At 65.1% G+C, this 21,324-nt stretch carries 18 protein-coding genes; 8 read left to right on the plus strand and 10 right to left on the minus strand.

Annotated features, from left to right (window positions below; genetic code table 11):
* Positions 1–113: 113 nt before the first annotated feature.
* From CK219_RS25830 to CK219_RS25865, 7 genes are all read left to right on the plus strand, one after another.
* A complete protein-coding gene (locus CK219_RS25830) occupies positions 114–1,907 on the plus strand; it encodes a polysaccharide biosynthesis protein GtrA (RefSeq protein ID WP_095769442.1) in 1,794 nt (597 codons plus the stop codon).
* Between the two features lie 246 nt (positions 1,908–2,153).
* Positions 2,154–3,503 (plus strand): EAL domain-containing protein, encoded by a 1,350-nt coding sequence (locus tag CK219_RS25835; RefSeq protein WP_095769518.1) that lies wholly within the window; start codon positions 2,154–2,156, stop codon positions 3,501–3,503.
* A 273-nt stretch (positions 3,504–3,776) separates the two neighbouring features.
* A complete protein-coding gene (locus tag CK219_RS25840; protein WP_095769519.1) occupies positions 3,777–4,544 on the plus strand; it encodes an SDR family oxidoreductase in 768 nt (255 codons plus the stop codon).
* On the plus strand, positions 4,541–5,476 hold the full coding sequence (locus tag CK219_RS25845) for a 2-dehydro-3-deoxygalactonokinase (RefSeq protein ID WP_095769443.1): 936 nt from the start codon (positions 4,541–4,543) through the stop codon (positions 5,474–5,476). The genes CK219_RS25840 and CK219_RS25845 overlap by 4 nt, the downstream gene beginning before the upstream one ends.
* Complete coding sequence (locus tag CK219_RS25850; protein ID WP_095769444.1) at positions 5,473–6,111, plus strand: 2-dehydro-3-deoxy-6-phosphogalactonate aldolase; 639 nt, start codon at positions 5,473–5,475, stop codon at positions 6,109–6,111. Before CK219_RS25845 ends, CK219_RS25850 begins: the two co-directional genes overlap by 4 nt.
* Complete coding sequence (locus CK219_RS25855; protein ID WP_095769445.1) at positions 6,111–6,983, plus strand: SMP-30/gluconolactonase/LRE family protein; 873 nt, start codon at positions 6,111–6,113, stop codon at positions 6,981–6,983. The genes CK219_RS25850 and CK219_RS25855 overlap by 1 nt, the downstream gene beginning before the upstream one ends.
* Positions 6,984–7,518: 535 nt before the next feature.
* Entirely contained in the window at positions 7,519–8,571 is a 1,053-nt protein-coding gene (locus CK219_RS25865; protein ID WP_095769447.1) for a D-alanine:D-lactate ligase-like protein, read from the plus strand.
* A 298-nt stretch (positions 8,572–8,869) separates the two neighbouring features.
* Here CK219_RS25865 and CK219_RS25870 read toward each other — a convergent pair whose 3' ends face one another.
* From CK219_RS25870 to CK219_RS25910, 9 genes are all read right to left on the minus strand, one after another.
* Positions 8,870–9,157, minus strand: coding sequence for a DUF1330 domain-containing protein (locus CK219_RS25870; RefSeq protein ID WP_095769448.1), 288 nt, complete (start codon positions 9,155–9,157; stop codon positions 8,870–8,872).
* Between the two features lie 41 nt (positions 9,158–9,198).
* Entirely contained in the window at positions 9,199–9,882 is a 684-nt protein-coding gene (gene pyrF, locus CK219_RS25875; RefSeq protein ID WP_095769520.1) for an orotidine-5'-phosphate decarboxylase, read from the minus strand.
* A 23-nt stretch (positions 9,883–9,905) separates the two neighbouring features.
* Positions 9,906–10,502 carry an NADPH-dependent FMN reductase gene (locus tag CK219_RS25880; protein ID WP_095769449.1) on the minus strand — a complete coding sequence of 199 codons (597 nt, stop codon included), beginning with the start codon at positions 10,500–10,502 and terminating at the stop codon, positions 9,906–9,908.
* Between the two features lie 354 nt (positions 10,503–10,856).
* Entirely contained in the window at positions 10,857–11,462 is a 606-nt protein-coding gene (gene pmtA / locus CK219_RS25885) for a phospholipid N-methyltransferase PmtA (protein WP_095769450.1), read from the minus strand.
* Between the two features lie 147 nt (positions 11,463–11,609).
* Complete coding sequence (dnaJ, locus tag CK219_RS25890; protein ID WP_095769451.1) at positions 11,610–12,737, minus strand: molecular chaperone DnaJ; 1,128 nt, start codon at positions 12,735–12,737, stop codon at positions 11,610–11,612.
* A gap of 201 nt (positions 12,738–12,938) precedes the next feature.
* Positions 12,939–14,855 (minus strand): molecular chaperone DnaK, encoded by a 1,917-nt coding sequence (gene dnaK / locus CK219_RS25895; protein ID WP_095769452.1) that lies wholly within the window; start codon positions 14,853–14,855, stop codon positions 12,939–12,941.
* Positions 14,856–15,376: 521 nt separating this feature from the next.
* Positions 15,377–16,345, minus strand: coding sequence for a substrate-binding domain-containing protein (locus CK219_RS25900; protein ID WP_095769453.1), 969 nt, complete (start codon positions 16,343–16,345; stop codon positions 15,377–15,379).
* Between the two features lie 18 nt (positions 16,346–16,363).
* Complete coding sequence (locus CK219_RS25905; protein ID WP_095769454.1) at positions 16,364–17,659, minus strand: ABC transporter permease; 1,296 nt, start codon at positions 17,657–17,659, stop codon at positions 16,364–16,366.
* Entirely contained in the window at positions 17,656–19,251 is a 1,596-nt protein-coding gene (locus tag CK219_RS25910; RefSeq protein ID WP_095769455.1) for a sugar ABC transporter ATP-binding protein, read from the minus strand. The genes CK219_RS25905 and CK219_RS25910 overlap by 4 nt, the downstream gene beginning before the upstream one ends.
* Before the next feature lie 218 nt (positions 19,252–19,469).
* On the opposite strand from CK219_RS25910, the gene CK219_RS25915 reads away from it, so the two are divergent.
* The gene (locus CK219_RS25915; RefSeq protein WP_095769456.1) at positions 19,470–20,489 is read left to right on the plus strand and encodes a LacI family DNA-binding transcriptional regulator; all 1,020 of its coding nucleotides are present in this window, start codon (positions 19,470–19,472) and stop codon (positions 20,487–20,489) included.
* On the opposite strand, the gene CK219_RS25920 is transcribed toward CK219_RS25915, so the two are convergent.
* Positions 20,479–21,279, minus strand: coding sequence for an inositol monophosphatase family protein (locus CK219_RS25920; protein WP_095769457.1), 801 nt, complete (start codon positions 21,277–21,279; stop codon positions 20,479–20,481). The genes CK219_RS25915 and CK219_RS25920 overlap by 11 nt on opposite strands.
* Positions 21,280–21,324 lie beyond the last annotated feature (45 nt).

Below are 21,324 nucleotides of genomic sequence, written 5' to 3' on the forward strand. Positions count from 1 at the left end.
CTCGATCCAGCCTCCGGCCGTGCTCATGCCGGCCCTGTCGAGCCGTTTTACTATTTATTGAAGCCGTTAAGGCTAGGTTTAAAACCGATCCTCTCCCTTCAAAGGCCACCGCAATGGGCACAGCCGAGACCGGCGCCGCCTGGAAGTCCGATCTGACGCTGGCGCTGCTTGCCGCCCTGCTCGCATTCGTTATCGATGCATGGGCCGGCTTTGGCCAACTGACCGATGCCGGCGGCGACAACGACAATCTGCTGCGCCTCGTCGAGGTCCGCGACCTGCTCGCCGGCCAGGGCTGGTTCGACCTGCACCAATACCGGATGGGGCTGGAAGGCGGCTTCGTCATGCACTGGTCGCGGCTGGTCGACGCGCCGATCGCCGCCATCGCATTTGCGGCCTCGGCGCTCACCGGCAGCAGGCCGCTCGGCGAGGACGTGGCGCAGGTGATGTGGCCGGCGCTGCTCTTCTGGTCGACCTTGTTCTTCACCGCCCGCGCGGCGCGCAGCTTCGGCGGTGGCGGCGCGGTGCTGCCCGCCATCCTGATCGGCGCCGCCGGCTATTATTTCATCGGCATCTACGATCCCGGCGCGCTCGATCACCACAACGCCCAGCTGATGCTCACCCTGGCGAGCCTCGCTTTGCTGCTCGAGGCGCCCTCCCGACGCTGGGCCGCGTTGTTGTCCGGCCTCTGCGCCGCGCTGACGCTCGCCGTCGGCATGGAAACCGTGCCCTACGTCGCCACTGTCGGCGTGTGCGTGGCGCTGCTATTCGTCGCCGATCCAGGCGGCGAACGGGCGATCGCCCGGGATTTCGGCCTCGGCTTCGCCGGTGTCGCGGCGCTTGTCTTCGCCGTCACCGTTCCGCCTTCCGCATGGGGCGGGGCGCAGTGCGACGCCTTCTCGGTCGCGCAGTTCGTCGTCGCGGCCATTGCCGGCGTGGGGCTTGCCGCTATCGCCTCCGTCGAGCCCGCCGCCGGCAGCTGGCCGCGCACGCTGGGGTCGCTTGCCCTTCTGGGGGTCGTGCTCGGCGTGGTCGTGGCGGTGCTGTTCCCGCAATGCCTCTCCGCGCCTTATGCCTCCCTCGATCCGCGCCTCAAGGAACTGTGGCTCGACCATATCGACGAGGCCCAGTCGCTGCTCGCGCTGCTTGTCCGCGATCCGGCGCGCGTGGCGGCGCGTTACGCGACGCCGCTGGTCGCGATCGTCCTGATGGCCCGGCACTTGCGCCGCGGCGGCTGGCGGCGGCAGGACAGCCTCGTTGCGGCACTGCTCGTCGTCGCCTTCGCGGTCGGCGCGTGGCAGGTGCGCGGCACCACCTTCTCGATCGCCTTTGCCGTCGTTCCGTTGTCGGCCTGGATCGCAAAATGGCGGGCGCGGGCCGAAGCCAGCTCCTCGCTCGGCGTGGCGCTGCGCCTTGCGGCCGTCTGGCTGGTCTCGATCAACCCGGTCTGGACGGGCGTCGCCGCGGCCGCCTCGGTCGCGTTGGAGAAAGGCAAGGCCGTCGCCGACGGCGGCACCGCGGACAAGACTTGTGAGAAGAAGGCCACCTTCGCACCACTCGGCGGCATGGCCGATACCACCGTGCTGACGATCTCCAATCTCGGAGCGCCGGTCCTCGCTTATAGCGGCCATCGCGTTTTCGCCGGCCCCTATCATCGCAACGTCGCCGGCAATCTCCTGGCGCTGGACGCCTTTCTCGGCTCGGCCGATGACGCGCGGGCAATCGTCGAGGCGCATCGCGTCGGCCTCGTCGCCATCTGCCCCGGCAATGTCGAGACCCTGATCCTGACCCGGAAGGCGCCGCAGGGTTTCCTTGCCGGCCTGCTGCGCGGCTCCGTGCCGGACTGGCTCGAGCCGATCGGCGAGAAAGGCAGCCCGATCGAGCTCTATCGCCTAAAGCAAGCTGGCTAAAGCAATTCCCGAAGGTGCGAAACGGCGTTTGCTGCGCAATTGCATTCCAGAAGAGACCGTTCGATACTTATATTAGCAATTGTGCATAAACGAATATTGGAGGTTGGGCTGCCATTTCTTGTCCAAAGCTGAGCCGGCGACGTGCCAAGCAGCTTCTGGACGATGGAAAAATCGATTTTCCGATACTTTTCCTAAACGCTTTGCTGCCACTCTGGCCATAAATACCGACATCAGAACAGAGGCATGATGCAAACGACGTTTGGCACCGGCCAGCCAGGCAAGGAAAATACGGATCTGGCCTTCACGGATTCGTTGACCGGGCTCGGCAACCATCGTCGCTTCTTCGACAAGGTCGATCGCCTGATCAGCGACCGCGCCGACGATCCCGCGCCCTTTGCCGTCGGCATCCTCGACCTCGACGGCTTCAAGCCGATCAACGACCTGTTCGGCCACAAGGCCGGCGACGACATCCTGATCCAGGTGGCGATGCGGCTGCGCGCTTCGATGGACGGCTATTCCACGGTCTGCCGCATCGGCGCCGACGAGTTCGCCTACCTCTATCCGATGGTGTTCTCGGAGGAGCAGGCGGCCGAGACGTCGCGCATGCTGATCGAGATATTGTCGGCGCCCTATGATGTCGGCGAGCGCACCGCAAGGCTTTCGGCCTCGGTCGGCTGCTCGCTGTTCTATTCCGGCGACGAGACCACCGAGATCCTTCTCAACAAGGCCGAGACTGCGCTCTATCACGCCAAGCGTTCGGGCCGCGGCCGCGTCGTCGTCTACACCCGCGAGATGGAAGAGGCGGCCAAGCGCGTCACCCGCATCGAGCAGGCGCTGCGCCGCGCCGTCTCGGCCGGCGAGGTCGAACCGCATTTCCAGCCGATCGTCGATTTGAGCAGCCGCCGCACCATCGGCTTCGAGACGCTGGCGCGCTGGACCGACCGCGACCTCGGCGTCGTGCCGCCATCCGTCTTCATCCCGATCGCCGAGGAACGCGGCATCATCGGCCCGCTGTCGCAGCTGGTGCTGCGCAAGGCGGCGGAGGCGGCGCGCAGCTGGCCGAAGGAGCTGTTCTTGTCCTTCAACCTGTCGCCCTCGCAGCTCGTCGATCAGAACACCGGCCTGCATATCCTGGCCATCCTCGACCGCACCGGCTTCGATCCGCGCCGGCTGGAGATCGAGATTACCGAGACTGGCCTGATGAACGATCCGGCCTCGGCCGAGAAGATCGTCGAGGACCTGCGTCGCGTCGGCATCCGCGTCTCGCTCGACGATTTCGGCACCGGCCAGTCGTCGCTCGGCCGGCTGCGCGAGTTCCATTTCGACAAGCTCAAGATCGATCGCGCCTTCGTCTCCTCCATCCTCGACGACCGGCCGTCGGAGCACATCATCCGCGCCATCCTCGCAATGTGCGAAGGGCTCGGCATGGATGTCGTCGCCGAAGGCATCGAGGACGAAGCGCAGGCCGACCGCCTCGTCCAGTTCGGCTGCGCCGGCGGGCAGGGCTATCTGTTCGGCAAGCCGGCCGATGCCGACGCCACGCTCGGCTATCTGCGCGATTCCTATCGCGGCGCGCTGCATGCCAAGGCGATCTGACAAGGTCTGTTGATATTCAGGTGAGGCCGGTCTGCAAATGGCGGTCTCCTGCGCTTCCGGTGCTCACGTACTTTAAGTACGCTCCGCTCCGGTTCTCGGAACCCACCATTTTCGATTCGGCCTGACCTGAATCTCAACAAACCTTGAGCTGCCTCCGGGAGGCGGAGGTGCAGACCTCATTTGTCGGACATAAGCTGCCGAAACCGCCATTTCGTCCTTGCTCCCGGGCCCGGCGTGGCTAGGATGCGCGCCGGCAAAACGGGAGAACGGATCATGATGCCATCGGCGCGTTTCGCCGACCTCGACGGCGCCTCGGTGCTGATCACCGGCGGCGGTTCCGGCATTGGTGCTGCGCTCACCGAAGGCTTTGTGCGGCAGGGCGCCAAGGTCGCTTTCATCGACATCGCCGACAAGCCAAGCACCGCCCTTGCCGACCGGCTGGAGAAGGAGCTTGGCCGCCGCCCGCTCTACCTCAGCGCCGACCTGCGCGACATCGACGCGCTGCGCGCCGCCGCCGCGAAGGCGGCCAAGGCGCATGGCGACGTCACGGTGCTGGTCAACAATGCCGCGCTCGACGAGCGTCACGCGGTGGAAGACGTCACCGTCGAATTCTGGGACAACAACCTTGCGATCAACCTGCGCCCGCATTTCTTCACCGCCCAGGCCGTGGCGCCCGGCATGAAGCGGGCCGGCGGCGGCTCGATCATCAACTTCACCTCCACCTCCTATCTGATCAACCACCCCGATATGCCGGCCTACACCGCGGCCAAGGCGGGCATACTCGGCCTCACCAAGGGCCTTGCCGGCAAGCTTGGGCAGGACCGCATCCGCGTCAACGCGGTGGCGCCAGGCTGGGTCATCACCGAACGGCAGCGCAAGCTCTGGGTCACCGACGAGGCGCTCGGCGCCCATGTCGCCAAGCAGTGCATCAAGGATGTCATGCAGCCCGACGACATGGTCGGCACGGTGCTGTTCCTGGCGTCGGACGCCTCGCGCATGCTGACAGCCCAGATGCTGATCGTCGATGGAGGCTTCCTGTGAGCCCGGCACCAGCGGTCGCTGCGCTCGACTGGGGCACGACCAGGCTCAGGGCCTGGCTGCTCGACGGCTCGGGCAAGGTGCTTGCAGAGCGGCGCGGCGATGACGGGTTGATCACCGCCCGCGAAAAGGGCTTTTCGAACGTGTTGGAAGGCCATCTTGCCGCGATGGGCGCGCCGGACATGTTGCCGGTCATCATCTGCGGCATGGCCGGTTCGCGGCAGGGCTGGATCGAGGCGCCTTACGTCACCGTGCCGGCGCCGATCGGCGCGATCTTGCGCGGCGCCGCCCGCGTCGAGGGCTCGGGCCGCGACATCCGCATCGTGCCCGGCCTCGCCCAGCGCCTGGCCGACGCGCCCGACGTCATGCGCGGCGAGGAAACCCAGCTTGCTGGCGCCGGTTTGCCGGCAAAGGGGCGCCACCTCGTCTGCATGCCCGGCACGCATTCGAAATGGGTCGCGGTCGCGGACGGCGCGGTCACGGGCTTCGGCACCTGGCCGACCGGCGAATTGTTCTCCGTGCTGGCAACGCACTCGATCCTGAAACACTCGCTGGGCGAACATCCCGCTCCGGTTGCCGCGGGCAGCCGGTTCTTCCGGCAATGGTGCGAGCGGGCTTTGGGCGAAGGCGGCGACGTCACCTCGAAACTGTTTGCCATCCGCGCCGCCGGGCTTCTGCAGGATCTGCAGCCCAATGACGCGGCGGCCTGCCTGTCCGGCCTACTGATCGGCGGCGAGATCGCCTCGGCAAGGCGCCGCTATGGCGCCAGCGATGCGCCGGTGGCGCTGATCGCCTCCGGCGCGCTGGCCGAGCTTTATGGCGCAGCGCTGGGCCTCGCCGGCCTTGCCTTTCGCAGCGTGGACGCCGATGAAGCGGTGCGCGCCGGCCTCGTCGAAGCCGCGCGCGAGAACGGCATGATTGGAGGCGCTTCATGAGCCAGACCGCACCCTTCCCGAAGCTCAAGCGCGGGCTTGTCGCCATCCTGCGCGGCCTGAAGCCCTCCGAGGCGGTGGCGATCGGCCGGGCGGTCCACGACGCTGGCATCGAGGCGATCGAAGTGCCGCTCAATTCGCCGGAGCCGTTCCTCTCCATCGCCGATCTGGTCAAGGCGCTGCCGCAAAGCGCGCTGATCGGCGCCGGCACGGTGCTGACGACGGCAGACGTCGACGCCTTGCATAAGGCCGGCGGCAAGTTGCTGGTCAGCCCCAACATCGACGCCGAGGTCATGGGGTGCGCCATGCGTTACTCCATGGTGACGATGCCTGGCGTGTTCACGCCCACCGAAGCCTTCCAGGCGATCCGGTTAGGGGCCTCGGCGCTGAAATTCTTCCCGGCGAGCGTGCTTGGATCGAGCGGCATTGCGGCCATTCGCGCCGTGCTGCCGGCAACGACGCTTGTCGGCGCCGTCGGCGGCGTTTCCGACAAGGATTTCGCCGGCTACAAAGCGGTCGGCGTCAGTGTCTTCGGGCTGGGATCGAGCCTCTACAAGCCGGGCGCGAGCGTCGAGGACGTGGCGCAGCGCGCCCGCGCCGCGGTCGCCGCCTGGGATGAAGCTTTCGGAGTGGCGTGATGAATGGCGTTTCGGTTTTTTCCGACCATATCTGCGAGCTCGGCGAGGGCCCGAGCTACGATTCCGCCACCGACACGCTGTTCTGGTTCGACATCGTCAATGGCAAGCTTCTGGAAAAGCCGCTCGCCGGCGCGCTGAAAGTGCATGATCTAGGCGTCATGGCCAGCGCCATCGCGGTCATCGACGCCGACCGGCAGCTCATTGCCACCGAAGTCGGCCTGCAAGTCCGGGACGTCAAGACCGGCAAGCTGACGCTGCACACGCCGATCGAGGCCGACAATCCGCTGACGCGCTCCAACGATTCGCGCGTTCATCCCTGCGGCGCCTTGTGGACCGGCACGATGGGCAAGGACGAGCAGAAGGGCGCCGGGTCGATCTACTGGTTCTTCAAGGGCGAATTGCGCCGGCTGTTTTCGGGCATCACAGTCTCGAATTCCATCTGCTTCTCGGAGGACGGCAAAATCGCCTACTACACCGACACCGCGACCGGGCTTCTGATGCGCGTTGCCTGCGATCCGGCGACCGGCCTGCCGGCCGGCGAAGTGAAAGTGTTCGTCGATCATCGCTCCTCGAAAGGCTATATCGACGGTTCGGTCGTCGACCGCGACGGCGTGCTGTGGAATGCCGTCTGGGGCGGCAAGGCGGTGAAGGCCTATGCGCCAGACGGCACGCTGCTGCGCGAGATCGCCATGCCGGTGACGCAGGCCTCCTGCCCCGCTTTTGTCGGTTCAAAGGCCGACCGGCTGGCGGTGACCTCCGCCTGGAAAGGCAAGGACGAGAAGCAGCGGGCGCTCGACCCGCAGGCCGGCATGACCTTCCTGCTCGACATTCCAGTCAAGGGGCGCTTCGAGCCGCGCGTGCTGATCGCATAATTCCTCGACACAGGGGTTTTGAAAGCGTCCTGGTTGTCGGCAGGCAAGGTTTTTACCGTTCATTCCATGAAATCAGCCCAAACCCTGGAGATTGGCCGAAGCCTCTCAAACTCGTCATTCCAGGGCGAAGCAGCCGCGAAGCGGCGTCGCGCAGACCCTGGAATCCATTCCGTGACCTGAGCTGTGGAGTGCAGCCGAGCAGAATTCTGCACCGTGAGCGGCGCTTCGACGTAACGGAATGGATCCTCGGGTCTGCGCGCGTCGCTTCGCTCCTTGCTCCGCCCGTGGATGACGATCGTGATGGGGGTTTCGGCTAATCTCCAAGGCCGCTCCCCAAGGCAAACATAGCCCGCGGTCAAATCCGTGCTGGGGTATTGGGAGCAATCTTCGCCGGAGTGTTCCATCCGGAATTGCATCAAGACAAGAGATGCGGCGGCCGGCTTACTGTCGCGCAATCGCCTCGGTTCGGTCGGTTTCCCGCAAGCCGGCCACTTCGGGCATGCGATGGTACGCGCCTGATTTCCCGGAGCTTTCGATGCCGCAGCCGACCTTGATCCTTGTCTACGAACCGGAAACGGCCTGTTTCGACCGGCTGGTCGCCCAGGGTTATCCAGCGGAGCGCGCCATCGAGATCTCGTCCTATCTGGCGCAGTCGACCGACTTGGCGCCGGAATTCAACCAGCTTGCCGAGGCTTGCGAAAGGCGCGGCCTCGCCTTCAGGCCTGTCGAGCTCGACAACGCGGCGCCGGTTCTGGCGGGGGCCGATCCGGCAACGACGCTGGTCTGGACGCTTACCGACGGTATCGCCTACTTCCGTGGCGGCGCAGCACCTGCTCTGGCGCGGCTAAAGGGGCTGCGCACCATCGGCGCGGACGATTCGCTGTTCGCGCTCTGCCAGGACAAGCTGCGTTCCGGCGCCGTGCTCGGCGCGCTCGGCCTGCCGGCGCCGCAGGCCGGCCTTGCGCGCAACGGCACATGGCTGGTCGAGCCACCGGCCTCGCCCAAGGGCTGGTTCGTGAAACCCAACCGGCTCGGCGCCAAGATCGGCATTTGGCCGGATTCGCGCACCGCCGATCTCGGCCATGCGCTGGAGCTTAGCCGGCGTATTTTTTCGCATTACCGCGACGATGTCGTCGTCCAGCCCTATGTCGCCGGCCGCAACGTGCGGGCGAGCTTCCTCGGGCTCAAACAGGAAACCGGCACGGACGCGCTCGGCATCGTTTTTGTCGATTCCGGCGGCGATTTCCAGACCATGGCCGATTCGATGGCGCTCTATGGCGGGACCGGCCAGGCGGCGAAGGATGCCGGCACCTATGCCGAGCCGGAGCTCGAGGCCGTCGGCGCGAGTCAGCCGGAGGCGGACCGAAGAATCCGCGCCATCGCGCAGAAACTGATAAGCGCTCTTGGGCTGCGGGATGTCTTTTCCGTCGATTTCAGGGTCGAGGCCGACGACACCGTCCATCTCATCGAGTTCGAAGTCTGCCCCGGCCTGCCTTGCTTCGATTTCCGCGACTATTGCCGCAAGCAGTGGGGCCTGAGCCTCGCGGACGCTATGGCGGAGACGGCTGGCAACCGGCTCTTGGGTTAACAGGTCGACGTTATGACATTCACGATTGGCTGAGCCCTAACGACTTCGTCATTCCAGGGCGGAGCAAGGAGCGAAGCGACGCGCGCAGACCCTGGAATCCATGCCGCTACCTTGGCCACGGAGTGCAGCGGAGCAGAATTCTGGACCGTAGCGGCGCGTTGAAGTCACGGAATGGATCCTCGGGTCTGCGCGCGTCGCTTCGCTCCTTGCTCCGCCCGTGGATGACGACAGCTGGGCGTTTTCGGCAATCTCCAATGTAAGCCGCGCAGCAACAGCCGATCTGCCTGCTTCGCCGAACCTAGACGCCCTCGACCAGCACGATCTCGCCATCGGCGACTTTCTGGCGGATGGCGGCGGCGCGCTGGTATTCCGGCGAGTGGTAGCAGTCATGCGCCACGGCCAGCGATTCGAACTCGATGATGACGTTGCGGGCGCGCCCCGGCCCTTCGGCCTTTTCGTGCTCGCCGCCGCGCGCCAGGAACTTCGCGCCGAAGCGGTCGAAGGCGAGCTTCGCGGCGGCGACATAGTCCTTGTAGCCCTCGGCGTCGCGCACATCGACACGGGCGATCCAATATCCCTTCGGCATTCTTTTTCTCCTGTTTGTTTTTCGCGAAAGAGGGCCGGTCCTCAGGCGGATTGCATTTCGGCGAGGATCGCCTCGGCCGCAGCGCGCCGATCCGGCGCGGCGACGATCGGCCGGCCGACGACCAGGTGGCTGGAGCCGTTGCGGATCGCTTGCGCCGGCGTCACCACGCGTTTCTGGTCGCCATGCTCGCTGCCGGCCGGCCGGATGCCCGGCGTCACAACCGCCAGGTCGGGTCCGACGATGCGGCGCACCGCCTCGGCCTCCTCAGCCGAGCAGACGATGCCGCCCATGCCGGCATGCAGCGCCTGTTCGGAGCGCCGGAGCACCAGCGTGTGCGGGTCGTATTCATAGCCGGCGTCGATAACGTCCTGCTCGTCCATCGAGGTCAGCACCGTCACGCCAAGCAGGCAGAGCTCGCTGCCCCTGGCCGCCTCGACAGCCGCTCTCATGGTTTTTGGATAGGCATGCAGCGTCAGCATCGTCATGCCCATCTTGACGATATTCTCGACGCCCTTGGCGACCGTGTTGTCGATGTCGAGCAGCTTCATGTCGAGAAACACCTTCGTGCCGCCGCTGGCGAGCTCCCGCGCGAAGTCCAATCCGCCGGCGAAGGCGAGCTGGTAGCCGATCTTGTAGAAGGAAACGGCGCCTTCGAGCTCGCGCACCGCCTTCTCGGCCTCTTTCAGCGTCGGCAGGTCCAGCCCAACGATCAGCCTGTCCCGCATGGTGTCGGCCTCCGCGAAATTGATCACGCCTCGATCCGGGTGGACAGCATGCGCGAGGTTTCGATCAGTGTACGGCATAGGCGCTCCATCGATTGCTGTAGTCTGGCGTCCCTGAATTGTCCGTCCTCGGCGAAGGCTTCGCCGGCCTCGGAGACCGAGCATTCGGGCGTGATCACCTCCATCTGGCAGCGCACCAGCACCGCGCGCAGATGGTTGATGCAACGTATGCCGGCGAACTTGCCCCCGGAGGACGAACAGAGCCCGACCGGCTTGCCGGCAAGCGGCCTGAACGTATGGCTGCCCTCGCGCCGTACCCGGCTCACCCAATCGATCGAGTTCTTGAGCAATGGCGGGATCGAGCCGTTATATTCGGGCGTCGCGATCAGCAGCCCGTCATGCGCGGCGATCTGCCGGCCGAGCTTGATGGCGTTTTCGGGGATGCCTTTTTCCTTTTCCAGGTCCTCGTCCATGATCGGCAGCGGATAGTCGCCGAGCGAGATGCGCGTCACCTCCGCGCCCTGCATGGCCAGTTCCTTCTGCGCCACATCGGCGGTCCGGCCGCTGAAGGCGCCGCTCCGGGCCGAGCCGGCGAAGACGAGGATTCTTGGGATCACTGGCATTGGCCACCCTTGTTCGGGGACAGGTACAGCCAAGGAGCATTCAAATCAACGAGGGGTGGCGGAAAACGTTCGAGGATTGGTCGCCACCTACCAACTTCGTCATCCACGGGCGAAGCAGCCGCGAAGCGGCGTCGCGCAGACCCGAGGATCCATTCCGTTACCCCAATCGCAGAGCGCAGCGGGGCAGAATTCTGGATCGTCGCAACGCTTCGAAGTCACGGAATGGATCCTCGGGTCTGCGCCGCGTCGCTTCGCTCCTTGCTCCGCCCGTGGATGACGAAGCGAGGGGCGTTTCGGCCAGTCGCCAGGACGCTGCCGCCACTGGCGATGCGCGAACACTTTCGCAAGTAGAAACTAATGCGCCGCGCGCCGGTAGATCCACAGCTGCGTCGGCGGGATGTTGCGGAAGATGAAATCGAAATGCTCGACCGTGTAGTCGCCACGCCCGGCCGGGATCGGCGACATCGGGCCATAGGTCAGCTGCACAATCGGCCGTCCAGCGGGAATACGGTCGAGCAGGCTTTCGATATAGGCGATGCGCTGGGCGACGGGGAAATTGAGCAGCGGCACGCCGGAGACGACCGAATCGAACACCATGTCGCGCTTGTCGCCGAGCGTGGCATTGAGATTGAAGGCGTCGCCCTCGATCACGTTGACGCCGGGATAGAGCCCGCGCAGATGGCGCACGAAGTCGGTCGAATATTCGACCGCGTAGAGATTTTCGGGCTTCACGCCCTGGGCCAGGATGGCGCGGGTGATGACACCGGTGCCGGGCCCGACTTCGAGCACCGGCAGGCCCGATCCCGGATTGACGATCGACGCCATCTTGCGGGCGGTGATGGAACTGGTGGGAACGATCGAGCCGACCGTTTTCGGCTTGTCGATCCAGCCTTTGAAGAACTTAAGCTCGTCGTCGAATTTTTCGGCCAGCGCTTTGCGCAACCCGGGACTACGTGCCATCACGAGCTCTCCTCAATGCTCAGCCTCCCGCTCCGCTACTTAGCAGGTGGGTGGGACAAGGCAAGGCGTCAAGCTGGCATAAGGTGTTGATGACGCTTGGGCACCGGATCGCCCCCGACGCCGTGCGAAATGCGCGCCTGCGGCAAATCAGTTTTCGCCGAACGACTCGAAGAAGTCCTTCATGCGCGCGAAAAAGCCGCTCGACTGGGGCGAGTTGTCCTTCGAGGAGATCTGCTCGAACTCTTCCAGCAGTTCGCGCTGGCGGCGTGTCAGGTTCTGCGGCGTCTCGACCGCCGTCTGGATGTAGAGGTCGCCGACATTGGGCTGGCGCAGCACCGGCATGCCCTTGCCCTTCAAGCGGAACTGGCGGCCGTTCTGCGTGCCTTCCGTCACCTTGACCTTGGTCTGGGTGCCATCGAGCGTGGTGACCTCGAAGGAGCCGCCAAGGGCTGCCGTCGTCATCGAGATCGGCACCTTGCAATAGAGATCGGCGCCGTCACGCTGGAAGAATTCGTGCGGCTTGACCGCCAGGAAGATGTAGAGGTCGCCGGGCGGTCCGCCGCGCAGGCCGGCCTCGCCCTCATTGGCCAGCCGGATGCGGGTGCCGTCCTCGATGCCGGCCGGGATGTTGACCGACAGCGAGCGTTCCTCGGTGACGCGGCCCTGGCCGGCGCATTTCGGGCAGGGGTCCTTGATGGTCTGGCCGCGACCCTGGCATTGCGGGCAGGTGCGCTCGATCGAGAAGAAGCCTTGCGTGGCGCGCACCTTGCCGTGGCCGTGGCACATCGAGCAGGTCACCGGCTGCGTGCCGGGCTTGGCGCCGCTGCCGGAGCATTCCGAGCAGGAGATCGAGGCCGGCACGCGGATCTGCGCCGTCTTGCCGGAAAAGGCTTCTTCCAGCGTGATTTCCATGTTGTAGCGCAGGTCGGCGCCGCGCTCGCGGCCGCCCGACGAACGGCGCTGGCGGCCGCCCATCATGTCGCCGAAAATATCCTCGAAGATGTCGGCGAAGCCGCCGGCGCCGAAACCGTGCGCGGCGCCGTTCATGCCGCCCTCGAAGGCGGCGTGGCCGAAACGGTCATAGGCGGCGCGCTTCTGCGGGTCCTTCAGCGTCTCGTAGGCTTCGTTGATCTCCTTGAACTTGTGCTCGCAGGCGTGGTCGCCGGGGTTGCGGTCGGGATGGAACTGCATGGCGAGCTTGCGGAAAGCGCTCTTGAGTTCCTTGTCGTCGGCGCCTTTTTGCACGCCCAGCGTTTCGTAGAAATCAGCTTTCATTTTTTCCCGCTGTCCGGATGCTCAATGTCTTCAAGCATTGTTGGCGACGTTTGCCGGCACGTTCTTGGATTTAGGAGCGATGTTTCCCGGATGCTAGTACTAAGCCGGGCCGCTCCGGGTTTTTCTGTCACTTTTTCGACTGGGGTTGCAAAAAAGCCCGGCCTTCCGCCGGGCTTTTCGCATGATCCGCCGTCAGCCGGCTCAGGCCGACTTCTTCTTCTCGTCGTCTTCGTCGATTTCCTCGAAGTCGGCATCGACCACGTCCGAATCCTTGGCCGCGTCCGCCTTGGCGTCGGCTTCGGCCGCTTCCTTCTGCGAGGCCTCGTACATGGCCTGGCCGAGCTTCATCGACACTTCGGCGAGCGACTGCGACTTGGCCTCGATGTCGGCCGGGTCGTCGCCTTCGGCTGCGGTCTTCAGCGCGGCGATCGCATCCGAGATTGCGGTGAGGTCAGCCTCCGAGACCTTGTCGCCATAGTCCTTCAGCGACTTCTCGGACGAATGCACCAGCGCTTCGGCCTGGTTGCGGGCCTCGACGAGGGCACGGCGCTTCTTGTCCGCGTCGGCATTGGCCTCGGCGTCCTTCACCATCTTCTCGATGTCGGCGTCGGACAGACCGCCCGAAGCCTGGATGCGGATCTGGTGCTCCTTGCCGGTGCCCTTGTCCTTGGCCGAGACGTTGACGATGCCGTTGGCGTCGATGTCGAACGTGACCTCGATCTGCGGCACGCCGCGCGGGGCCGGCGGAATGCCGACGAGGTCGAACTGACCGAGCATCTTGTTGTCGGCCGCCATCTCGCGTTCGCCCTGGAAGACGCGGATCGTCACCGCCGACTGCGAATCCTCGGCGGTCGAGAAAGTCTGGCTCTTCTTGGTCGGGATCGTGGTGTTGCGCTCGATCAGCCTGGTGAACACGCCACCCAGCGTCTCGATGCCCAGCGACAGCGGCGTCACGTCGAGCAGCAGCACGTCCTTGACGTCGCCCTGCAGCACGCCGGCCTGGATGGCGGCGCCAAGCGCCACGACCTCATCCGGGTTGACGCCCTTGTGCGGCTCCTTGCCGAAGAACTGCTTCACGATCTCCTGGATCTTGGGCATGCGGGTCATGCCGCCGACCAGGACCACCTCGTCGATCTCGCCCGCCTTCAGGCCGGCATCCTTGAGCGCCGCCTTGCAGGGGTCGATGGTGCGCTGCACGAGATCCTCGACCAGGCTTTCGAATTTCGCCCGGGTGAGCTTCATCGTCAGGTGCTTCGGGCCGCTGGCGTCGGCGGTGATGAAAGGCAGGTTGATCTCGGTCTGCGTCGTCGACGACAGCTCGATCTTGGCCTTTTCCGCGGCCTCCTTGAGGCGCTGCAGCGCGAGCTTGTCGGCCTTGAGGTCGATGCCCTGTTCCTTCTTGAACTCGGCCGCCAAGTACTCGACGAGGCGCATGTCGAAGTCCTCGCCGCCGAGGAAGGTGTCGCCATTGGTCGACTTCACCTCGAAGACGCCGTCGCCGATTTCGAGCACGGAAATATCGAAGGTGCCGCCGCCAAGGTCATAGACGGCGATGGTCTTGCCGTCCTTCTTCTCCAGGCCATAGGCAAGCGCCGCGGCCGTCGGCTCGTTGATGATGCGCAGTACCTCGAGGCCGGCGATCCTGCCGGCGTCCTTGGTCGCCTGGCGCTGGGCATCGTTGAAATAGGCCGGAACGGTGATGACCGCCTTCTCGACCTTCTCGCCGAGATAGGCTTCCGCCGTCTCCTTCATCTTCTGCAGGATCATGGCCGAGATCTGGCTGGGCGACTGCTTCTTGCCGCCGGCCTCGACCCAGGCGTCGCCATTGTCGCCCTTGACGATCTTGTAGGGGACGAGCTTCTTGTCCTTCTCCGTCACCGGGTCGTCATAGCGGCGGCCGATCAGGCGCTTGACCGCGAAGATGGTGTTTTCCGGATTGGTGACCGCCTGGCGCTTGGCCGGCTGGCCGACGAGACGTTCGCCGTCGCTCGAAATGGCGACGATGGAAGGCGTCGTGCGCGCGCCTTCAGCATTCTCGATCACCTTGGGGTCCTTGCCATCCATGATGGCGATACACGAGTTGGTGGTGCCGAGATCGATACCGATAACTTTTGCCATTGTTCTAATCTCTCCTCTAAGCAGGCTCTCTGGACCCTTCAAAAGGCGTTCCGACGAAAGCCCCTGTTCACAAGAAATCCCGTCATGGTCCCCGCTTTTTAGGGCTGGACGGCTGGCGCGTATATAAGAACAGGCGACACAAGGCGCAAGCATCCTGCGCAAGCTGTCCATCGTCTCGGCAGCGAGCCGGAAGACACCCGCCGCGCTCTGCGCCTGAGCCAGTCTGAGGTCAATCTATCTCACTGTTCCAGCTTGGTTTTTTTGAAACGGCGCCGCTTAGGGCACACAGATCTGCCGACCGCGAAGGTCAGGACTTGCTGTTTCGGGCGTGACTTTCGGTCGCGAAAGAGCGGAAAACCAGCATTGCGGCGACGCTTCGCGCATCCGGCGGCAAGCTGTGGGGAGCGCCTGGCGCTCGGGCAAAGCCCTGCCGGGCGCGTGGCCCGGCAGGGGTTGCGGACTTCAAGCAATTCCACGAAAAGCCGCAGCGGTTTTCCGTTCGGAATTGCGTCAAACAGAATCTAGAGCCCGTTGTCCTTCAAGATCTTGGCAGCGTTGTCCTTGGTGATCTTTTCCGTCGGCAGGGTGATGGTCTTCTCGACCTTCTCCCCTTTCAGGAACTTGATCGCCTGGCGCAGGCCCTCGGCGCCCGGCGTGACATAGGTGAAGGTCGCCGTCAGCTCGCCCTTGTTCACCATCTGCACGCCTTCGTTGGGCAGGCCGTCGATGCCGATGAACTTGATGTCCTTCTCGCGCCCGACATCCTTGGCCGCGAGATAGGCGCCATAGGCCATCGGATCGTTGTGGCCGTAGACGAGATCGATCTTCTCGTTGGTCTTCAGCGCGTTGGCCATGATGTTATAGGCCTGGTCCTGCTTCCAGTCGCCCGACTGCTGGTCGAGCAGGTACTTGATGCCCGGCTCCTTGTCGGTGAATTCATGGAAGCCGTCATGGCGGTCATGCGCCGGCTGCGTGCCCATGCCGCCCCAGATCTCGACGACGTTGCCGGCCGCCTTGCCCTTGCCGCCCAGGAGCTCGACGGCATATTCGCCAGCCGCCCGGCCGATCAGCTTGTTGTCGCCGCCGACGAACTGCGTGTAGTCCTTGGTTTCGACATTGCGGTCGAGCACGAAGACCGGGATCTTGGCGTCGATCGCCTGCTGCACCACGCCGGTCAGGCCGGCCGATTCCTTTGGCGAGACCAGCAGCGCGTCGACCTCCTGGCGTATCAGGTTCTCGACGTCGGCGACCTGCTTTTCGGTCTTGTCCTCGCCGTCGGTGATGATCAGCTCGACCTCCGGGTGCTTGGCGGCTTCCGCGATGATGTCCTTGTTGAACTGGGCGCGCCAGGGTTCGATGGTCGTCACCTGCGAGAAGCCGATCTTCCACTTCTTGTCCTGGGCAAAGGCATGGTTGCCGGAAAAGAGCGCGGTGGTCGTCACAAGCGCCGCCGCGAAGGTGGCGAGCTTCAGCATATCACGTCGTTTCATGGTCCTGTTTCCTCCGGATTATAGAGACGAGGTCTCCTGTGACGGCCGCTTGGCTGCGGCCGTTTCCTTTTGCGCCGTCCGTCCGCCGGGCAGGCGCAGATAGCTGAGAAGATCGCCGGCGTTGCGCTCCTGCACGAGCACGGTGCCGATGATGATCGCCCCCTTCAGCACCAGCTGAAGGTTCGAATTGATGTTGTGCAGCTGCAGGATGTTTGACAGCAGGCCGAAGATCAGCACGCCACAGAAGGTGCCGACCAGGCTGCCCCGCCCGCCCATCAGGCTGGTGCCGCCGATGACCACGGCGGCGATGGCGTCGAGCTCCAGCCCGGCGCCGGCATCGGGCTTGCCTTGGCGGTATTGGGCCACGTAGAGCACCGCCGCGATGCCGGCGAGCAGGCCCGACACCGCATAGGTGGCTATCTTGACGCGCCCGGCGGCGATGCCGGAAAGCCGCGCCGCCTCCTCATTGCCGCCGATGGCGTAGACATAGCGGCCGAAGGGCGTGAAGCGCAGCACCGCGCCGTAGATCACGACCGCGCCGAGGAAGAACAGGCCCGGCATCGGCACGATGCCGAACACCAGCGAGCGCAGGATCTCGAAATCGGCGGTGGCGTTCGAGCCGGTATAGACCGGCAGCACGGCGTTGTTCTGGCCGGCGGTGAGCCTGGCGATGCCGAGCGCCGTCACCATCATCGCAAGTGTCACGATGAAGGGCTGCAGCCTGCCGGCGACGATGATGAAGCCGTTGATGGTGCCGAACAGAAGGCCGACGCAAGGCGCCACCAGCAGCACGCCGAGCACGCCGAACTTGGTCTCGACCTGCGGCAGCAGGTACCACAGCGAAAGGCAGCACAGCGCCACGCCGACGACGCCCGGAATGATCAGCCCGCGCGCCTTGTCCAGCCGCGCGTCGCGCCCGGCTTCCGTCCCGGCGCGGGATTTCTCGATGTTGAGCAGGATGAAGCGGGTGGCCAGCACGCCGAGGCAAAGCGCCGCCAGCGCGGTCGTCGGCACGCCGAGCGCCGCCGACGGCGTGACACCCGGCACGGTGAGCAGCATGGCGCAGACGACCGAGCAGATCGCCATCAGCGAGCCGACGGAAAGATCGATGCCGCCGGTCAGGATCACCGCCGTCATGCCGGTGGCGATGAGGCCGGTGGTCGACACCTGGCGCAGCACGTCGAGCAGGTTGCCGTAGGACAGGAAGATGTTGTTGCCCTTGGAGCTGATCGGCGAGCCGAACACGCCGATCAGGAAGATGGCGATCAGCCCCCAGTACAGCTTGGTGCGGGAAACAAGGCTGATAAGATTCATGCGGCTGGTCTCGCTGCCCGTCTTGGTGTGCCAAGTCTTGGCGCGGCAAGCCGCATGATCGCCTCCTCGCTGGCCTCGGCGCGGGACAGGATTCCACGCTGGCGGCCCTCGACCATGACCAGGATGCGGTCGGCCAGATGCAGAAGCTCGGGCAGTTCGGAGCTGATCACGGCAATCGCCAGCCCGTCGCCGGCCAGCTTGAAGACGAGGTCGTAGATTTCGCGCTTGGCGCCGACATCGATGCCGCGCGTCGGCTCGTCGAGCAGAAGCACGCGCGGCCGGGTCGCCAGCCACTTGCCGATCACCACCTTCTGCTGGTTGCCGCCGGACAGCGTGCCGGCGGCCTGCTCGATGCTTTCGCAGCGTATGCCGAGCGCGCCGACCGCGTCGCGTGCCAGGCCGCGCTCGCCCGAGCGCGAGCGCAGGCCGAAGCGCGCCAGCGCGCCGACCAGAGGCAGCGCGACATTGTCGGTGATCGAGGCTTGGAGATGCAGGCCTTGGGTCTTGCGGTCCTCGGTCACCAAAGCAATGCCGAGCCGGCGGGCCTCGCGCGGCGAGCCGATCTCGACCGGCACGCCGTCGAGCCGAATCTCGCCGCCGGTACGGCCGTCGCTGGAGCCGAAGATCGCCTCCAGGATCTCGGTGCGGCCGGAACCCAGCAGCCCGCCGATGCCGAGGATCTCGCCGGCCGCAAGGTCGAAGCTGACGCCGTCGATCATCGTGCGCCAGCCATGCCGGTCGGGCTTCGACAGCGACAGGTCCCTGACCGAGAGCACCGCTTCGCCGCCCGGGCCGCGCTCATGATCGGAGGACGCGAGAAGGTCGCGCCCGACCATGGCCGTGATGATGGCGTCTTCGTCCAGCTTTGCCATATCCCGCGTCAGCACGTGGCGTCCGTCGCGCAGCACCGTCACCCGGCTGGCCAGATGCATGACCTCGTCGATGCGATGCGAGATGTAGACGATCGCAACGCCGCTTGCCGCGAGCTGGCCGATGATGCGGAACAGTCTCTGGCACTCGGCCGGCGAAAGCGCCGAGGTAGGCTCGTCCATGATCAGGATGCGCGCCGACTTCGACAGCGCCTTGGCGATCTCCACCAGTTGCTGCTCGCCGACCCTCAGCGTGCCGACACGCGCCTCGGGATCGAGCTCGATGCCGAGACGCTGCAGCAGCGCGCTGGCAGTGCGGCTGCTCGCCTTGCCGTCGACCACCAGCCCGGCGATCAGCTTTTCGCGGCCGAGGAAGATGTTGTCGGCGACGCTGAGCTCGGGGACGAGGTTGAGCTCCTGGTGGATGATGGCGATGCCGGCGTCCTCGGCGTCGCGGACGCCGGTGAAACGAATTGTCCGGCCGTCGATGGCCACGGCGCCTTCGTAGTCGGTATAGACGCCCGACAGGATCTTCATCAGCGTCGACTTGCCGGCGCCGTTCTCGCCCATCAGCGCATGCACCTCGCCGGGCCTGAGGTCCAGGCTCACATCGGACAGCGCGGCGATGCCGCCGAACCGCTTGGAAATGCCGGTCGCGCTCAGGACGACGGTTGGACCGTCGGCGGCCGCATTGCCAGTCGTGGTGGAATCAACGCGCTGCATGGCAAAGGACGGCCTCCCTCCGTCGTCTTCGATGGTTTGAACGCTAATCTAAACGTTTCGAATGTGTCAAGCGCATATCTGGTTGCTGAGGATTGATGCATTTCAATTCTTGCGAAAAAAGCCGGGTTTGCGTAGGTTTGGCCAAATAGGGGCGGTTAAACGTTTCGAAAATGACGGTGTCAGGGCGGAAAAAACAGCGGAAATCCACGGCACCGACCATGCTGCATGTGGCTGAGGCGGCGCGTGTGTCCGTGGCCACCGTGTCGGCAGTGCTCAACGGCACCGCCACCGTCAGTCCGGAGCTTACCCAGCGCATCGAGCAGGCGATCCGCGACATCGGCTACAAGCGCAACGCCATTGCCCGCAGCCTCAAGATGGGCACCACGCGGACCATCGGCCTGACCGTGCCGCATATCACCAATCCGTTCTTCACCGATGTCGTTTCGGTCATCCAGCAGGCGTTCGACCGCGCCGGCTATGCCGTCATGCTGTGCTGCACGGACGAGGACCTGAACACGCAGGACGACCAGATCCGGCTGCTGCTCGACCGCATGGTCGACGGGCTGATCGTGGCGCGCGTCGGCGACGGCGGCATTCTGAAGGGCATCGTCGGGGACGCCAACGTGCCGGTGGTGCTGCTCGACCGCCTCTGCGAAGGCGTCGACACCGATGCGGTGGTGCTGGACAACCAGCGCGCGGTGTTCGACGCCGTCACCTATCTGATCCATCTCGGCCATCGCCGCATCGGCTATATCACCGGCGCCTCCGACATATCCCCCATGCATGACCGCATGATCGGCTACCGCGAGGCGCTGCAGGCCGCCGGCCTGCCCGTGGCGGAGGAGCTCATACGCTCCGGCAATTTCCACGAGATCGACGGCTATAACGCCACAATGCAGCTGCTTTCGCTGCACGACCGGCCAAGCGCGATCTTCTCGGCCAACAATCCGATGGTGATCGGCACCATGAAGGCGATCCGCGACATCGGTCTCAGCTGCCCCGAAGACATTTCGGTCGCCTGTTTCGATGATTTTCCCTGGTCGGACGTGTTCGTGCCGCAGCTGACCACCGTGGCGCAGCCGGTGCAGGCGATCGGCGAGCAGGCGGCGAACCTCCTGCTTGACCGGCTTGCCGGCAACAGGGAGGCGCCGCCGCGCAAGCTCGTACTGAAGGGCCGGCTGATGATCCGCAATTCCTGCCGGCCGCTGGGCGCGCTCGCGCAGAGCGTCAGCGCGTAAATCCGAAGGAGCTCTCGCCTAGCAGCTGCAGCCTCGGAAAGATGCCCCGGCCGCCGGCGACCACACGGGTGCCTTTGCCGATCACCGTCTTGGGGTCCGCTTTCAGCACCGTGCCGCCGGCCTCTTCGACCAGCAGCATGCCGGCCAGACAATCCCAGGCGTTCATGTGCTCCTCGAGATAGCCGAGCAGCCGGCCGGCCGCCGCATAGGCAAGCATGAGCGCTCCGGAAGCATTGCGGTAGAAGACGCCGCCCTCGCCCATGATCAGGCCGATGAGAATGACGACATTCGTGGTCGAGGCGCGGTTGGAGAGCCCGGTGCCGACGGCGCCGTCGGAAAGCGACGCCGCATTGCTGGCCTTGATCGGCTTGCCGTTGAGAAAGGCGCTGCCGCCGCGGCGGGCGTAGAACGTTTCGTCTGTCGAGGGTTCGTGGATAACGCCGACGATCGTCTCGCCATCCCTGGCACAGGCGATCACCACGCACCAGGCGGGAATCCCGCGCACGAAATTGGCGGTGCCGTCGATCGGGTCGATCACCCAGACATGACCGGTTGTTCCGGTCACCGCCGCGTGCTCCTCGCCGACGATGCCGTCTTGCGGATAGGCCTCGGCAATCGCGGCGCGGATGAACAGCTCGACCTCGCGGTCGGCCTCGGAAACCAGGTCCTGGTGGCCCTTGCTCTCGACGGCCAGGTTGTCGAGGTCGCGAAAATATTTCAGCCCCAGCTCGCCGGCGCGCCGCGCCAGGTCGATGGCAAAATGCATGCGGTCGTCGAGATCATGGGTCATGTGCAGGCTCGCGCGTTGGCGGGGAGCCTGCCCTTAACAGATGGG

Source organism: Mesorhizobium sp. WSM4313, from assembly GCF_002294725.1.
GTDB lineage: Bacteria > Pseudomonadota > Alphaproteobacteria > Rhizobiales > Rhizobiaceae > Mesorhizobium.

What these genes read in the sequence shown, in the direction of transcription:
- pyrF (WP_095769520.1), bottom strand. Translation starts at nt 9,882, where the DNA reads ATGCGGGACAGGCTGATCGTTGGGCTGGACCTGCCGACGCTGAAAGAG.
- CK219_RS25870 (WP_095769448.1), bottom strand. Translation starts at nt 9,157, where the DNA reads ATGCCGAAGGGATATTGGATCGCCCGTGTCGATGTGCGCGACGCCGAG.
- CK219_RS25920 (WP_095769457.1), bottom strand. Translation starts at nt 21,279, where the DNA reads ATGACCCATGATCTCGACGACCGCATGCATTTTGCCATCGACCTGGCG.
- dnaK (WP_095769452.1), bottom strand. Translation starts at nt 14,855, where the DNA reads ATGGCAAAAGTTATCGGTATCGATCTCGGCACCACCAACTCGTGTATC.
- CK219_RS25915 (WP_095769456.1), top strand. Translation starts at nt 19,470, where the DNA reads ATGCTGCATGTGGCTGAGGCGGCGCGTGTGTCCGTGGCCACCGTGTCG.
- CK219_RS25840 (WP_095769519.1), top strand. Translation starts at nt 3,777, where the DNA reads ATGATGCCATCGGCGCGTTTCGCCGACCTCGACGGCGCCTCGGTGCTG.
- CK219_RS25850 (WP_095769444.1), top strand. Translation starts at nt 5,473, where the DNA reads ATGAGCCAGACCGCACCCTTCCCGAAGCTCAAGCGCGGGCTTGTCGCC.
- CK219_RS25880 (WP_095769449.1), bottom strand. Translation starts at nt 10,502, where the DNA reads ATGCCAGTGATCCCAAGAATCCTCGTCTTCGCCGGCTCGGCCCGGAGC.
- CK219_RS25900 (WP_095769453.1), bottom strand. Translation starts at nt 16,345, where the DNA reads ATGAAACGACGTGATATGCTGAAGCTCGCCACCTTCGCGGCGGCGCTT.
- dnaJ (WP_095769451.1), bottom strand. Translation starts at nt 12,737, where the DNA reads ATGAAAGCTGATTTCTACGAAACGCTGGGCGTGCAAAAAGGCGCCGAC.
- CK219_RS25855 (WP_095769445.1), top strand. Translation starts at nt 6,111, where the DNA reads ATGAATGGCGTTTCGGTTTTTTCCGACCATATCTGCGAGCTCGGCGAG.
- CK219_RS25835 (WP_095769518.1), top strand. Translation starts at nt 2,154, where the DNA reads ATGCAAACGACGTTTGGCACCGGCCAGCCAGGCAAGGAAAATACGGAT.
- CK219_RS25865 (WP_095769447.1), top strand. Translation starts at nt 7,519, where the DNA reads ATGCCGCAGCCGACCTTGATCCTTGTCTACGAACCGGAAACGGCCTGT.
- CK219_RS25910 (WP_095769455.1), bottom strand. Translation starts at nt 19,251, where the DNA reads ATGCAGCGCGTTGATTCCACCACGACTGGCAATGCGGCCGCCGACGGT.
- CK219_RS25905 (WP_095769454.1), bottom strand. Translation starts at nt 17,659, where the DNA reads ATGAATCTTATCAGCCTTGTTTCCCGCACCAAGCTGTACTGGGGGCTG.
- CK219_RS25830 (WP_095769442.1), top strand. Translation starts at nt 114, where the DNA reads ATGGGCACAGCCGAGACCGGCGCCGCCTGGAAGTCCGATCTGACGCTG.
- pmtA (WP_095769450.1), bottom strand. Translation starts at nt 11,462, where the DNA reads ATGGCACGTAGTCCCGGGTTGCGCAAAGCGCTGGCCGAAAAATTCGAC.